At 68.4% G+C, this 14,278-nt stretch carries 13 protein-coding genes; 10 read left to right on the forward strand and 3 right to left on the reverse strand.

What is annotated here, in order from left to right; all coding sequences use genetic code 11:
* Positions 1-161 precede the first annotated feature (161 nt).
* Complete coding sequence (locus tag ABD104_RS09515) at positions 162-902, forward strand: GntR family transcriptional regulator (protein WP_087841589.1); 741 nt, start codon at positions 162-164, stop codon at positions 900-902.
* Between the two features lie 26 nt (positions 903-928).
* On the forward strand, positions 929-1,822 hold the full coding sequence (locus tag ABD104_RS09520) for an isocitrate lyase/PEP mutase family protein (protein WP_343927426.1): 894 nt from the start codon (positions 929-931) through the stop codon (positions 1,820-1,822).
* Positions 1,823-1,990: 168 nt separating this feature from the next.
* Here ABD104_RS09520 and phoR read toward each other — a convergent pair whose 3' ends face one another.
* Positions 1,991-3,277: a phosphate regulon sensor histidine kinase PhoR gene (gene phoR / locus ABD104_RS09525; RefSeq protein ID WP_132979103.1), complete on the reverse strand. Its 1,287-nt coding sequence runs from the start codon at positions 3,275-3,277 to the stop codon at positions 1,991-1,993.
* A gap of 191 nt (positions 3,278-3,468) precedes the next feature.
* Positions 3,469-4,167: a phosphate regulon transcriptional regulator PhoB gene (gene phoB / locus ABD104_RS09530; protein WP_087841592.1), complete on the reverse strand. Its 699-nt coding sequence runs from the start codon at positions 4,165-4,167 to the stop codon at positions 3,469-3,471.
* A gap of 141 nt (positions 4,168-4,308) precedes the next feature.
* On the opposite strand from phoB, the gene ABD104_RS09535 reads away from it, so the two are divergent.
* From ABD104_RS09535 to ABD104_RS09570, 8 genes are all read left to right on the forward strand, one after another.
* A complete protein-coding gene (locus ABD104_RS09535) occupies positions 4,309-4,734 on the forward strand; it encodes a gamma-butyrobetaine hydroxylase family protein (protein ID WP_087841593.1) in 426 nt (141 codons plus the stop codon).
* Positions 4,731-5,510: a bifunctional demethylmenaquinone methyltransferase/2-methoxy-6-polyprenyl-1,4-benzoquinol methylase UbiE gene (ubiE, locus tag ABD104_RS09540; RefSeq protein WP_132979102.1), complete on the forward strand. Its 780-nt coding sequence runs from the start codon at positions 4,731-4,733 to the stop codon at positions 5,508-5,510. The genes ABD104_RS09535 and ubiE overlap by 4 nt, the downstream gene beginning before the upstream one ends.
* A gap of 235 nt (positions 5,511-5,745) precedes the next feature.
* Complete coding sequence (locus ABD104_RS09545) at positions 5,746-6,726, forward strand: Tim44 domain-containing protein (protein WP_279814702.1); 981 nt, start codon at positions 5,746-5,748, stop codon at positions 6,724-6,726.
* A 129-nt stretch (positions 6,727-6,855) separates the two neighbouring features.
* Positions 6,856-7,485, forward strand: coding sequence for a ubiquinone biosynthesis accessory factor UbiJ (locus ABD104_RS09550; RefSeq protein WP_087836770.1), 630 nt, complete (start codon positions 6,856-6,858; stop codon positions 7,483-7,485).
* Positions 7,486-7,488: 3 nt separating this feature from the next.
* A complete protein-coding gene (gene ubiB, locus ABD104_RS09555; protein ID WP_087836771.1) occupies positions 7,489-9,042 on the forward strand; it encodes a ubiquinone biosynthesis regulatory protein kinase UbiB in 1,554 nt (517 codons plus the stop codon).
* Positions 9,043-9,127: 85 nt separating this feature from the next.
* Entirely contained in the window at positions 9,128-9,886 is a 759-nt protein-coding gene (locus ABD104_RS09560; RefSeq protein ID WP_132979100.1) for a sulfite exporter TauE/SafE family protein, read from the forward strand.
* Between the two features lie 154 nt (positions 9,887-10,040).
* Entirely contained in the window at positions 10,041-11,474 is a 1,434-nt protein-coding gene (locus ABD104_RS09565; RefSeq protein ID WP_343927427.1) for a high affinity choline transporter 1, read from the forward strand.
* Between the two features lie 145 nt (positions 11,475-11,619).
* Positions 11,620-12,459, forward strand: coding sequence for a ferritin family protein (locus ABD104_RS09570; RefSeq protein ID WP_087836773.1), 840 nt, complete (start codon positions 11,620-11,622; stop codon positions 12,457-12,459).
* A gap of 38 nt (positions 12,460-12,497) precedes the next feature.
* Here ABD104_RS09570 and ABD104_RS09575 read toward each other — a convergent pair whose 3' ends face one another.
* Positions 12,498-13,952 carry a DegQ family serine endoprotease gene (locus ABD104_RS09575; RefSeq protein ID WP_343927428.1) on the reverse strand — a complete coding sequence of 485 codons (1,455 nt, stop codon included), beginning with the start codon at positions 13,950-13,952 and terminating at the stop codon, positions 12,498-12,500.
* Positions 13,953-14,278 lie beyond the last annotated feature (326 nt).

Consider the following 14,278-nt stretch of genomic DNA (forward strand, 5'->3'; position numbering starts at 1 on the left):
CGGTGGCCGCCTTGCGATAAACCATGGAGTCAGCTGATATTCTCTGTAAATATGGCTTGATTGATGAGCCGCTGTTCGGGGTGGAGCGCATACTCCATGCAAACCAGGCCCATGCAAAAGAGTTGACACTTTTAAAACCGTTTTGATAATCTGTCGACACTATGGACGAATCAGCCGAGACCTTCATCAACAGGGAGGACGCCCAGGGGCCGCTGGCCGATGCGGTGTTCCAGCAGGTGCTGGACGCGATCTACCAGGGCCGGCTGGCGCCCGGCAGCGTCATCAACGAAGTGGCGCTGGCCCAGGAGTTCGGCGTGAGCCGCGGGCCGGTGCGCGAAGCGGTGCGCCGCCTGCAGGGCATCCAGCTGGTCACCCGCGAGCCCTACCAGAAGGCGCGGGTCGTCTCGCTATCGGCCGAGTCCGCGCTGGAGCTGTTCCAGATGCGCATGGCGCTGGAAGGCGTGGCCTGCAGCCTGGCCACCCAGCGCATGAGCGACGAGGAAGTGGCGCAATTGCTGGCCGAACTGGAGCAGGACAGGCAGCGCCAGCTGCGCAAGGAGCGGGGCGAGTCGTCCGGCCCCCGGGTATTCGATTTCCACGAGCGCATCGTGCGGGCCAGCGGCAACAACCGCATCATCCACGCGCTGTGCGAGGACCTTTATCACCTGCTGCGCGTGTACCGCCGGCATTCCGGGACCGTGCTCGAACGCAAGGAGGACGCCTATGCCGAGCACTGGCAGATCCTGCGCGCGATCAAGTCGCGCGATGCGGAACTGGCGGAGTCGCTGATGCGCTCGCATATCGAACGCGCGGCCCGGCACCTGTTCACCCATCTCGCGGACCGGGACGAATCCGACGCCGCCCGGAGGCGGGGAGGGCGGGCGGCCGGGACGGGCACCTGAAACACTGACCATTTCGGAGTCATCGCATGAACAGTCCCCGCAAGTTCCGGGAGTTGCTCAAGAACGAGGCGTTCATCGTCTCGCCCGGGGTGTACGACGGGTACAGCATCCGGCTGGTCGAGGCCGCCGGGTTCAAGACCGCCTGCACCAGCGGGGCCGCCATCTCGAACGCGCTGCTGGGCATCGCCGACATCGGCGTCATGGGATTGACCGAGAACGTCAACCATTGCCGCAACCTGGCCCGCTCGGTGTCCATTCCGCTGACGGCGGATGCCGACAACGGCTACGGCAATCCGGTGAACGTGTTCCATACGGTGCGGATGTTCGAGGAAGCCGGCGTGGCCGGCGTCAATCTCGAGGACCAGGTCAGTCCCAAGCGCTGTGGCCACATGCCCGGCAAGGACGTGGTCAGCCAGGCCGAGATGCTGAAGAAGATCGAGGCCGCCTGCCTGGCGCGCCGCGACGATGATTTCGTCATCATCGCCCGCACCGACGCGCTGGCCATCGAAGGCATCGAGGGCGCGGTGCGCCGAGCCAAGGCGTATGCGGCGGCCGGTGCCGACATGCTGTTTCCCGACGCGGTGCGCACCGAGGACGACATCAAGCGCATCGTCGATGCCGCCGGCATCCCGGTCACCGTCAACATGGGGTTCGGCATACGCAGCCGGCCCACGACGCCGCTGATCCCGCTGCCGCGCCTGAAGGCGCTGGGCGTCAAGCGCATCAGCCTGCCGCGCATGCTGCCGGCCGCCGCCATCCACGCCATGCAGCATGCGCTGCAGGCCATGCGCGGCGTGATGGAAAGCGGCGAGTCCGTCGATCGTCCCGACCTGCTGGTGGGCATCGAGGACATCATGAAGCTGATGGGCTACGAAGAAATGCGCGCGCTGGAGAAGCGCCTGACCACGCTGGCCGAATAGCCGCCGCGTTCCCGATTCGCATTCCCTGCCTGCCCGTAGGGTGCCCACCCAAACGCACCCCTGACTGCGTTGCGAATGCTCGTCGTGGTCCCGCCACGACTGTGCTTCGCGCCTTGCCAGGCGCGCGTCTGGGTGGGCATGCGGGCCTCCTTTTAGCGGGAACAGGCCCTACGCCACCCGGCTGTCGGGGAAATGCAGCGCGAAGGTGCTGCCCTGGCCAAGCTCGCTGGCGATCTCCAGTTCGGCGTCGTGCCGCATGGCGATGTGCTTGGTGATCGCCAGTCCCAGCCCCGTGCCGCCCGATTCGCGCGACCGGCTGCGATCCACGCGGTAGAAGCGCTCGGTCAGGCGGGGCAGATGGTGCGAGGCGATGCCTATGCCGGTGTCCTTCACGGAATAGCGGGCATCGCCGTCGGCGTCGCGCCGCCACCGCACCGTGATGTGGCCGCCCTCGGGCGTGTAGCGCACGGCATTGATCAGCAGGTTGGAGATGGCCGACGCGATTTCGGTACCGGTGCCCAGGATGTCCAGGCCTTCGTCGATCTCGCCGACGATCTCGTGGCGGCCGCCCGACAGGGCGCGGGCCTGGCTCAGGGCCGTCTCGATCAGCGCGGGCATGTTCACCGGCTGTGGATCGGTGGTGGGGGACGACTCCAGGGTGGACAGGGTCAGCAGGTCGGCCACGATGGCCTGCATGCGCTGGGCCTGGTCCAGCATCAGCTTCATGTACTGTTCGCGCTGCTCGTCGCTCAGCGCTTCGGTGGGCATGTCGCGCAGCGTTTCCAGGAAGCCCGACAGCACCGTCAGCGGCGTGCGCAGCTCGTGCGAGACGTTGGCGACGAAGTCGCGGCGGGTGGTCTCCAGCCGCTCGATCTGCGTCACGTCGCGCGTCAGCAGCATGCGCTGGTGCTTGTTGTAGGAAATGAGCTGCACCATCAGCAGGCGGTCGCCGCCGCCGGGGCTGCGCACCAGGCGCGGCGCGGGCCAGTCCTCCTGACGGGCGTAGTCCACGAACTCGGGGGCCCGCACCAGGTTGAGCAGGTTCTGGCCGCGGTCGGCCGGCAGGCGCAGGCCCAGGTGCTGGCGCGCGATGCGGTTGCACCAGTCGATGTGGAATTCCTTGTCCAGCGTGACCAGTCCGTCGGGCAGCGCCTGGGCAGCGGCGAAGAAGCCCTGCACGTTCCCTTCCAGCATCGCCAGCTGGCGTTCCTGGTTGCGCAGGTGCCGGTAGATGCGGGCCAGGGCCTCGTCCCACGAGCCGGCCGAGGGCGGCGGTGGCCGCTGCAGGTCATTGGTCCAGCGCGTGACGCGCGAGAGCTGCCAGATGTGCCAGACCAGCAGCGTGCCCAGGCCGAAACTGAAGACGGCCCAGCCGAAGCGGCCCGTGATCGGCCGCGTGAGGGCCGCCAGGCCGGCCCACAAGAGGACGACGATGAGGTTGCGTATCCAGACCATGGAGCGGATTGTCGCATTGCCCGGAGCCCGGACTCTGCCGTCTTGTATGTTTTTCGTATGAGTTTGCCAGGGCACGGCGGATCTGGCTTGCCGGTCCGCAAGTAGAGCCCCGCGGGCCCCGGCCCCCTCGGGGGGCCACCGCATGGCGGCTGGGGGGCTCCCCATGCCGGGCGCGCGTCACGCGCAGAGGGTTATTGGCCTACAGGATGCGCCGTGAACCGGTAGCCGCTGCCGCGCACGGTCTCCACGTGCCCGTCGTGCTTGCTGGGCTCCAGTGCTTTGCGCAGGCGCCGGATGTGCACGTCCACCGTGCGCTCTTCGACGAAGACGTGGTCGCCCCACACCTGGTCCAGCAGTTGCGAGCGCGAGAACACGCGCTCGGGGTGGGTCATGAAGAAGTGCAGCAGGCGGAACTCGGTGGGACCGATGTTCAGGGTCACGCCGTTGCCGTTGAGCCGGTGGGTGACCGGATCCAGGCGCAGCCCGGCGACGTCGATCAGGTCGTCGGTGAGCTGGGGCGCGCGGCGCCGCAGGACGGCCTTGATGCGGGCCATCAGCTCCTTGGGCGAGAACGGCTTGGTGATGTAGTCATCGGCGCCCGCCTCCAGGCCGTCGACCTTGTCCTGCTCGGCGCCCTTGGCCGTGAGCATGATGATCGGAACGGCCTTGGTACGCTCTTCCGTCCGCAGCTTGCGGGCCAGCGATACGCCCGAGGTGCCGGGCAGCATCCAATCGAGCAGGATCAGGTCGGGGAGTTCGGCCCGGATCAGGGTCTGGGCCTGTTCGGCATCGGCCGCGCGCAGGACCTTGTGGCCCGCGAAGGACAGGTTGACCGAGACCAGCTCCTGGATGGCCGGTTCGTCTTCGACGACTAAAATAGTGCTGGACATGGGTATGCCGGTTGGGTTGCTGAAGCATGTCCATAGTATGGCGGTATTGTTTCAGGTATGTGACATGATCCGGCTCCCGGCGGGGGCCCGGCGCGGCGGCGGCCCCCATCGGCTACCATGGAGTCCTTACGCGAGAACAACATGGCCGGCCTGGACAAGAATACCCCTCTTCCCACCAACATCGTCGTGCATCGGCAGTCCAGGACGCTGGAGGTCGCGTTCGACGACGGCAGCAGCTTCCGCCTGCCCTTCGAACTGCTGCGCGTCTACAGCCCCTCCGCCGAGGTCCGGGGCCACGGGCCGGGCCAGGAGACGCTGCAGGTGGGCAAGCGCGACGTGGACCTCGTGTCCCTGGAGCCGGTGGGCAACTACGCGGTCCAGCCCACGTTCTCCGACGGGCATTCGACCGGGATCTACTCTTGGGACATCCTTTATGCGCTGGGCCGCGACCAGGACCGCCTGTGGGCGGAGTACCTCGCCGCCCTGGAGGCGGCGGGCGCATCGCGGGACCCCGAGCCCCGGGACGGAATGGCAACAACCGAAGTACGCCGTGAAGGTAAGCAATGAGCGATAAGCAGCACTCCCCCGCGCCGGCCGGCGACACCACGCCGCCGGGCACGACCCATTTCGGCTTCCAGCAGGTGGCCGAGGCGGACAAGGCGCGCAAGGTGGCCGAGGTCTTCCATTCGGTGGCCGCGCGCTACGACGTGATGAACGACCTGATGTCCGGCGGCCTGCACCGGGCCTGGAAGGTCTTCACCGTGGCCCGCGCCGGCGTGCGCCCGGGCATGAAGGTGCTGGACATCGCGGGCGGCACCGGCGACCTGGCCAAGGCCTTCGCCCGGCGCGCCGGGCCCACTGGCGAGGTCTGGCTGACCGACATCAACGATTCCATGCTGCGGGTGGGCCGGGACCGGATGCTGGACGCGGGGCTGATGCTGCCGACCGCCGTCTGCGACGCCGAGAAACTGCCTTTCCCCGACGGTTATTTCGACCGCGTCTCGGTGGCGTTCGGGCTGCGCAACATGACCCACAAGGACCGGGCCCTGGCCGAGATGACGCGGGTGCTGCGCCCCGGCGGCAAGCTGCTGGTGCTGGAGTTCTCCCGGGTCGCCAAGCCGCTGCGGGCGGCCTACGACTGGTATTCGTTCAACATCCTGCCCTGGCTGGGGCGCAAGGTGGCCCAGGACGAGGCCAGCTACCGCTACCTGGCCGAATCCATACGCATGCACCCGGACCAGGACACCCTGGCCGGCATGCTGGAACAGGCGGGCCTGGCGCGTGTCCAATATTTCAATCTGACCGCCGGGGTGGTCGCCCTGCACGAGGGCGTGCGGCTGTAGCGCCCGCTGTTTCAAATTCCTTCACGAATCCGGGGCGTTCCGGCTGGCGATTTGCGCCATAGTCCGTTAAATTTCAGCTTATTGTCAGGAAAGGCTGCTACGACCGCCCGTCTGCGGGGACGTCGCGGCGCCGGGCATCCCCACCTGGCAGCAATGGCGTCCGCGCTGCCCGGCAAATCCGGCATCGGGGCCGGCAGGGCGGCGCCACGACATTGATTACAGGAGAATCCACACAATGTCCCGACGATTTTTTTCCAGGTTCATCCCGGCGCTGGTCATCGCCGTATCGACCGTGGCCATGCTGGGCGTCTCGCATGACGCCCTGGCCAAGCGCCTGGGCGGAGGCGGCAGCATGGGCCGCCAGTCCAGCAACGTGACGCAGCGGCAGGCCACGCCGCCCGCGCGTACGCCCCAGCAGAACCAGCAGGCCGCGCCGTCCGCGGCGCCTGCCGCCGCGGGGGCTGCCGCCGGCGCCACCGCCGCGCGCAGCGGCATGTCGCGCTGGCTGGGCCCCATCGCCGGCATCGCCGCCGGCCTGGGCCTGGCGGCGCTGCTGTCGCACCTGGGCTTGGGCGCGGCCGCGGCCGAGTTCATCGGCAGCCTGCTGCTCATCGCGCTGGCCGTCTTTGCCGTGCTGTTCATCGTTCGCCGGCTGCGCGGCGTCGGTCAGCAGCCGGCGCTCCAGGGCGCGGGCAACAGCCGCTTCCAGCAGCGCAACGACCCGCCTGCCACCATGGCGCGCGAATCGGTGGCGCCGGTGAACGCCGCGCCGGCGGCCGCGCCTGCCGCCTCCGCGGCGGCCACGGGTGCCGCGCCCACCGGCGAGTGGGGCATTCCCAGCGATTTCGACACCGCGAATTTCCTCAGCCACGCCAAGAGCTACTTCGTGAAGCTGCAAGGTGTCTGGGACCGCGGCGACGTGAACGAACTGCGCGACCTGGTCACCGACGACCTGCTGGCCGAACTCAGCCAGCAGATCGGCCAGCGCCAGGGGCAGAACGTGACCGAGGTAGTGCTGCTGAACGCCGAACTGCTCGGCATCGAGACCGTCTCCGACGGCCACCTCGCCAGCGTCCGCTTCTCCGGCATGCTGCGCGAGGCCCCCGGCACCGAGGCGTTCCGCTTCGAGGAAGTCTGGAACCTGTTCAAGCCCAACGACGGCGGTTGGCTGCTCGCGGGCGTGCAGCAGATCCCGGTGCAGGAGCACAACCGGTAACGCGCCGGCGCGCCACCCGGTAAACTTGCGGGGTCGAACCCCGTGGAACGCCCGTCCTCGGACGGGCGTTTTTCATTGGCAGGCCGGATTGCCGGTCGATTCTCCCTACAGGTTTCCGCCTTCCATCCTATGCCCGTGTCCCTGCCGTACCCTTCCGCCGTCGCCATCCGGGCGCTCGACACGCTGCTGCTGCGCGAGCCCTGGGCCCGCGAGCGGCTGCGCCCGCATGCCGGCAAGACGGCTCGCCTGGCCGCCGGTGCCTTCAACGTGACGCTGACGATCACCCCGCAAGGCCTGGTCGAGGCCGCCGTCGCGGATGCCATGCCCGACGTGACCCTGACCGTCGATGGCGGCAGGCTGCCGGAACTGTTGTCGGGCGATGCCGCCCGCAGGATGGGGGCGGTGCGCATCGAGGGCGACGCGGCGCTGGCCCACGTGCTGGGCGACCTGGCGCGGGACCTGCGGTGGGACGTGGAGGAAGACCTGGCCGGGATCGTGGGCGACATTCCCGCCGCCCGCCTGGTCAGCACGGCGCGCGGCCTGGCGGGCGGGCTGCGCGCCGGCGCCTGGCGGCTGGCCGAGAACGTGGCGGAGTACCTGACCGAGGAAAGCGGCGCCGTCGCGTCCTCGCATGCCCTGCAAGCCTGGGGGGGCGAGGTGCGGCGCCTGCGCGACGACGCCGAGCGCGCGGGCAAGCGGGTCGAGCACCTGCGGGCCCGGCTGGCCCGGCTGGAAGCCCGCCTGGGCGCGGAGGGCTAGGCCATGTTCACCTTCCTGCGCCTGATCCGCATCATGTTCGTCAGCTTCCGCTACGGCCTGGACGAACTCGTGATCTCCGGCATCCAGCACCCCTGGACCGAGCGCCTGCTGGTCGTGATGAGGCTGGGCCGCAAGCTGCATGCGCCGCGCGGCGAGCGGCTGCGCCTGGCGCTGGAGACGCTCGGCCCCATCTTCGTCAAGTTCGGCCAGGTGCTGTCGACGCGGCGGGACCTGATTCCCGCGGACATCGCCGACGAACTGGCGCGCTTGCAGGACCGCGTGCCGCCATTCCCGTCCGAGGTGGCGATCGCCAGCATCCGCAAGGAGCTGGGCCGGCATCCGGACGAACTGTTCGCCAGCTTCGAGCGCGAGCCGGTGGCCTCGGCCTCGATCGCGCAGGTGCACTTCGCGGTGCTCAAGGACGGCCGCGACGTGGCGGTGAAGGTGCTGCGGCCCAACATGGCGCCGGTGATCGACAAGGACCTGCGGCTGTTGCGGGCGGCGGCCACGCTGATCGAGAAGATCTCGGCCGACGGACGGCGCCTGAAGCCGCGCGAGGTGGTGGCCGAGTTCGACAAATACCTGCACGATGAACTCGACCTGCTGCGCGAGGCGGCCAACTGCAGCCAGCTGCGCCGCAACTTCGCCCCGGGCGGGCCGCGCGGCGACCTGCTGATCGTGCCGGAAGTGATGTGGGACTATTGCTCGTCGTCCATCTTCACGATGGAGCGCATGCGCGGCATACCTGTCAACCACGCCGCGCGGCTGGTCGAGGCCGGCGTGGACCTGAAGAAGCTGGCGCGCGACGGGGTGGAGATCTGTTTCACCCAGATGTTCGCGGACGGCTTCTTCCACGCCGACATGCATCCGGGCAACATCTACGTGTCGGACGATCCGCGCACGCTGGGGCGCTACATCGCGCTCGATTTCGGCATCGTCGGATCGCTGTCCGAGTTCGACAAGAACTACCTGGCGCAGAACTTCCTGGCTTTCTTCCGGCGCGACTACCGCCAGGTCGCCCGCCTGCACATCGAGTCCGGCTGGGTGCCGCCCGGCACGCGCGAGGAAGAGCTGGAAGGGGCGATCCGCGCCTGCTGCGAGCCCTATTTCGACCGGCCGCTGGCCGAGATCTCGCTGGGGCAGGTGTTGCTGCGCCTGTTCCAGACTTCGCGCCGCTTCAACGTCGAGATCCAGCCGCAACTGGTGCTGCTGCAGAAGACCCTGCTCAACGTCGAAGGGCTGGGACGCGAACTGGATCCTTCGCTGGACCTCTGGAAGACGGCCAAGCCCTATCTCGAGCGCTGGATGAACGAGCGCGTCGGCTGGGCGGCGCTGCGCAACAACCTCCGGCGCGAGTCGCAGCAATGGGCGCAGATGCTGCCCGAGCTGCCGCGCCTGGTGCACCATCAACTGGCCCGTCCGGATCGTTCCGCCGATACCCTGGCCGAGCTGCAGCGGCTGCGGGCCGCCCAGCAGCAGACCAATCGCCTGATGGCGGTGATCGCGGCGGTGCTGGCGGTGGGCGTGGCCGTAGCGCTGTGGGCGGTCTCGAGGTAGCCCGGGGCCTGGCTCAGGACTTTCCGAAGGCTGGATCGGCGCAATCCGCATTTCCGGCCGGCGCGGCTTGCGGCAGCATGGCGCCATGGACTCCTTGCTCTCTCTCTATTCCGCGGCCAGCTGGCCCCTGATCCTGCTTATCCTGGGTACCTTCTTCGTGGCTGGCGCCGTGAAGGGCGTCATCGGCCTGGGCCTGCCCACCGTCGCCATGGGGCTGCTGGGGCTGGCCATGGTCCCGGCGCAGGCCGCGGCGCTGCTCGTGGTGCCGTCCATGGTGACGAACGTCTGGCAACTGGCCGCCGGCGGCCGCTTCGTGCACCTGGCCAGGCGGCTGTGGCCCCTGCTGGCGGGGGTGGTGGCCGGCACCTGGCTGACGGCGGCGCTGGCCGGTACGGGGTCCCAACCCTGGGCGGTCCGGGCGCTGGGCGTGGCCCTGGTGCTGTACGCGGCCTTCGGCCTGATGGCCTTCCAACTGCGCGTGCCGCCGGGCGCCGAGCGCCGGCTGGGCGCGCTGGCCGGCCTGGCGACCGGCGCGGTGACCGCGGCCACGGGGGTGTTCGTGATTCCCGCCGTGCCCTACCTGCAGGCGCTGGGCCTGGCCAAGGACGAGCTGGTGCAGGCGCTGGGCATGGCCTTCACGGTCTCGACGCTGGCTCTGGCCGTGGCGCTGGCGCGCGGCGGCGCGCTGGGCTACCAGCAGATGGCGGCTTCCCTGGTGGCCCTGGTGCCGGCCATGGCGGGCATGTGGGCGGGCCAGTACCTGCGCCACCGCATCAGCCCCGCGGCGTTCCGCCGGGGATTCTTCACGGGGCTCGGCCTCCTGGGCCTGTATCTGTGCTTCTGAACCTGCCCGGGGATGCCGGCCGCGACGCTCCGGCCCCCACCGTGGCGCCCATGCCCACATGCCGTGACTCCCGCCCCGACGGACCTGGAAAGCCCTGGCCCGCTGTGCGATACTCGCGCGGTTTTGGCTTTTTTTCCCGGGTGGGCTCGGCATCATGGTGTTCTGGTTCGTCTTGCTCTACCTGCTGGTTTCCATCTGCATCGGCGTGGTCGCCGCCCGCCGGGTGTCGAACTCAGCCGACTACGCGGTGGCCGGCAGGTCGCTGCCCCTGTTCATCGTGGTCGCCACGACCTTCGCCACCTGGTTCGGATCCGAGGCGGTGCTGGGCGTGTCGGCCGTGTTCGTGCGGGAAGGGCTGGGCGGCGTGATCGAGGATCCCTTCGGCGCCTCGATGTGCCTGGTGCTGGTGGGCGTATTCTTCGCCGCGCGGCTCTACCGGCACAACCTGCTGACGCTGGGCGACTACTACCGCGAGCGCTACGGCCCCATCGTCGAGGTCATCATGAGCCTGGCGATCATCATCTCGTACCTGGGCTGGGTGGCCGCGCAGGTCAAGGCCCTGGGACTGGTGTTCCACATGCTGGATCCCGGCGTGTTCTCGCAGACCAGCGGCATGATCATCGGCACCCTGATCGTGATGACCTACACGCTGTTCGGCGGCATGTGGTCGGTCGCGCTGACCGATTTCTTCCAGATGATCGTGATCGTGGCCGGCCTGTTCACCATCGCCTATTTCGCCACCGACCTGGCCGGCGGCGTGGGCGTGGTCGTGCACGAGGCGACCAGCCGCGACCTGCTCAACTTCCTGCCGCCCGCCACGACGCACGACATACTGTTCTTCTTCGCTGCGCTGGTCACGATGATGCTGGGCTCCATTCCCCAGCAGGACGTCTACCAGCGCGTGATGTCGTCCAAGGACGTGACGACGGCCCGGCGCGGTCCGGTCATCGGCGGGCTACTCTACCTGATGTTCGCCTGCATCCCCATGTACATCGGCGTGGCCGCCTTCAGCGTGATGCCGGACACGGTCGGCTCGCTGCTGCAGGAGGACCCCCAGAAGATCCTGCCCACCTTCATACTCGAGCGCATGCCCACGCTGGCGCAGGTGTTCTTCTTCGGCGCGCTGCTGTCGGCCATCATGTCGACCGCCTCGGCCACGCTGCTGGCGCCTTCCACCACCTTCGCCGAGAACATCCTGCGCCACTTCCTGCCCGGCATGTCCGACAAGCATTTCCTGCGCGCGATGCGCGTGTCCGTGGTGCTGTTCGGACTGTGCGTGCTGACGTTCGCGCTCAGCACGTCCGACAGCATCTACGAGATGGTGGCCGGCGCCTACACCGTTACGCTCGTGGGGGCCTTCGTGCCGCTGCTCATGGGGCTGTACTGGCGGCGGGCGACCACGCAGGGGGCGCTGCTGTCCTCGGTGATGGGCGTGGCGGCCTGGGTGCTGGTCAGGGCTTTTGCCGCGGAGGATTTTCCGCCACAATTGGCGGGACTGCTGGCGGGTTTCGTCGGCATCTGGGCCGGCAGCCTCCTTCCCCAAGTGGTGCGGGCGCGCGAGCGGCCCGCACTGCATCCGGTCCTGTAAGTTCTGTTACAGGCGCCTTCCGCGCCACGCCCGGCCGGATCTGGAAGGAGTGTGTCATGCGGGGGTAAGACGCCCCCTGTATCGTTCGCCGACCTTCCGGCGACTTGAAACGCTCAAGCTGCCGGCTTCCATACAAGGGCCCATCATGCTGTACCCGGAACTATTCAAATCCCTGGAGTCCGTGCGCTGGGACATGGGGAAGGACGTGCCGTGGGACCAGTTCGACGCCAGTCTGCTGACCGACGAGCAGGCGCATACGATCAAGATGAACGCGATCACCGAGTGGTCGGCGCTGCCGGCCACCGAGATGTTCCTGCGCGACAACCGCGAGGACAGCGACTTCAGCGCGTTCATGTCGATCTGGTTCTATGAAGAGCAGAAGCACTCGCTGGTGCTGCAGGAATACCTGAAGCGCTTCCGCCCCGACATGCTGCCGACCGAGGAAGAACTGCACCACGTGCGCTTCGAGTTCGACGCCGCGCCCGCGCTCGAGACCCTGACGCTGCACTTCTGCGGCGAGATCCGGCTCAACCATTGGTACCGCCGCGCGGCGCAATGGCACAGCGAGCCGGTCATCAAGGCCATCTACAAGCTCATCGCGCAGGACGAGGCCCGCCATGCGGGGGCCTACCTGCGCTACATGAGGCGGGCCCTGACCGAGCGCGGCAAGGAACTGGCCGACCAGGCGCGCGCGGCCTTCGCCAAGATCGGCGTGCTGATGGCCTCGGCCAAGCGCACCTCGCAGGCGCTGCACCCCACGAACCTGCACGTCAACAAAAGCCTGTTCCCCAACGACACCGTGCAATCCCGGCTGCCCGAGCCGGGCTGGCTCGACCGCTGGCTGGACGACCAGATCCAGTTCGACCGGGAATGGGAAGGCAAGGTGGCCGACCGCATCCTGCACACCATGTCGACCCTGCTCGGCCGCAGCTTCGCGACCGTGCAGGACCTGAACCGCTATCGCAAGGAGCTGGCCGCTGGCTGAGCAGCGGCCAGTCGCGGGGCGATGCGAGGGGCTGGCGATCAGCCGAGCTGCACGGGCACGAAGATCTTGGCGTCGCCTCGCTGCACGAGCAGCGCCACGTTCTTGCCCGACTTCGCGATCAGCGAGCGAACCTGGTCGACGCTCTGTACCGGGACGCCGTTCAGCGACAGCAGCAGGTCCCCGGGCTCGATGCCGGCCTGTTCGGCCGGGCCGCCCACCTGCTCGACAACCAGTCCACCGCTGTCGCCGACGGCCATCCGTTCCTGCGGCGTGAGCGGCCGCAGGGCCAGGCCAAGCCGGCCGTGCGCGGCATCGCCTCGCGTATCGGCGCTGGCCGTGGCTTCGGCCTTGGCGCTGCCCAGCTTGGCGACGATGTCGCGCGGCGATCCATTGCGCCAGACTTCCAGCTTGACGTCCTGTCCCGGCGTGGCCAGGCTGATCACCGCGGGCAGGTCGCCCGAGGCCACCACGGGCTTGCCGTCGATCTTGCGGATGATGTCGCCGGATTTCAGTCCGGCCTTGTCCGCGGGGCTGCCCTTTTCCACGTTGGCGACCAGGGCGCCGGTGGGCGAGTCCAGCTTGAACGAGTCGGCCAGCGCCTGGTTGACTTCCTGGATGGTGACGCCCAGGCGGGCATGGTGGACCTCGCCATGCGCCACGATCTGGTCCTTGACCTTGGCCGCCACGTCGATCGGAATGGCGAACGACAGGCCTTGATAGCCGCCGGTCTGGCTGTAGATCTGCGAGTTGATGCCGACCACTTCGCCGCGCGAGTTGAATAGCGGCCCGCCCGAGTTGCCCGGATTGACGGCGACGTCGGTCTGGATGAACGGCACCGAGCCGTCGTTGGGCAGCGAGCGGCCCTTGGCGCTGACCACGCCCGCCGTCACCGTGTTCTCCAGGCCATAGGGCGAACCGATGGCCAGCACCCATTCGCCCACGCGCAGGTCGTTGGGATTGCCCACGACCACGACCGGCAGGTTGCGCGCGTCGATCTTGATCACGGCGACGTCGGTCTGGGGGTCCGAGCCGAGTACCTTGGCGCGGAACTCGCGCCGGTCGGTCAGCTTGACGGTGACTTCCTTGGCGTCCTTCACCACGTGGGCGTTGGTCAGGATGATGCCGTCGGGGCTGACGATGAAGCCGGAACCCTGCCCGCGCATCGGCACGCTATGCGTGCCGCCGCCACCGCCGGGATAGCCGGGGAAGCCGCGGAAGAATTGCGCGAACGGATCGCCGTCGTCGTCCGATACCTTGGTGGTGCCGGTCACGCTGATGTTGACCACGGCCGGGCCGTAGCGCTGCGTGATCTGCGAGAAATCGGGCGGCGTCACCGCCCCCACGGGCGCGGCAGCCTGGGCGGTCGCGGCGGAGACCGGCTTGGCCTGCGTCGTGGAGACGCGCTGGAACGCGGTGGCGCCGGCTACGCCGAACACGCCGGCGGCAACCAGCGCGACGGCCAGATGCGAAGCGGAGAATTTGCGGGTGTTCATGGAGGGCTCCTCTGCCAGGTGATGGAACATGGCGTCATGGTGGAGCGCTTGTCTTAAATGGAGCTTAAGGGGCTCCCCCCTACGCGCTTCGCGCGCCCCCCAGGGGGCGATGCGGGTGGACCGGCGGAGCCGGATCCACCGCATCCTGGGTCTAGTACCGCGGTCTTGGGATGTGGCGCCGGTGCTTCGCTGGTTGCCAGCGGTAGCAACCGTGCTTCAGTTCAAGATAGTTTCCCGAGACCCAGGAAACCGCGGATCTGGCTTTGCCAGTCCGCCGGTTTCGCCCCCTTGAGGGGGCCCGCGCAAGCGGGTAGGGGGTGGGCTTC

Origin of the sequence: Pigmentiphaga daeguensis (assembly GCF_039523035.1) — a bacterium.
In the GTDB taxonomy this organism is placed as follows: domain Bacteria; phylum Pseudomonadota; class Gammaproteobacteria; order Burkholderiales; family Burkholderiaceae_B; genus Pigmentiphaga; species Pigmentiphaga daeguensis.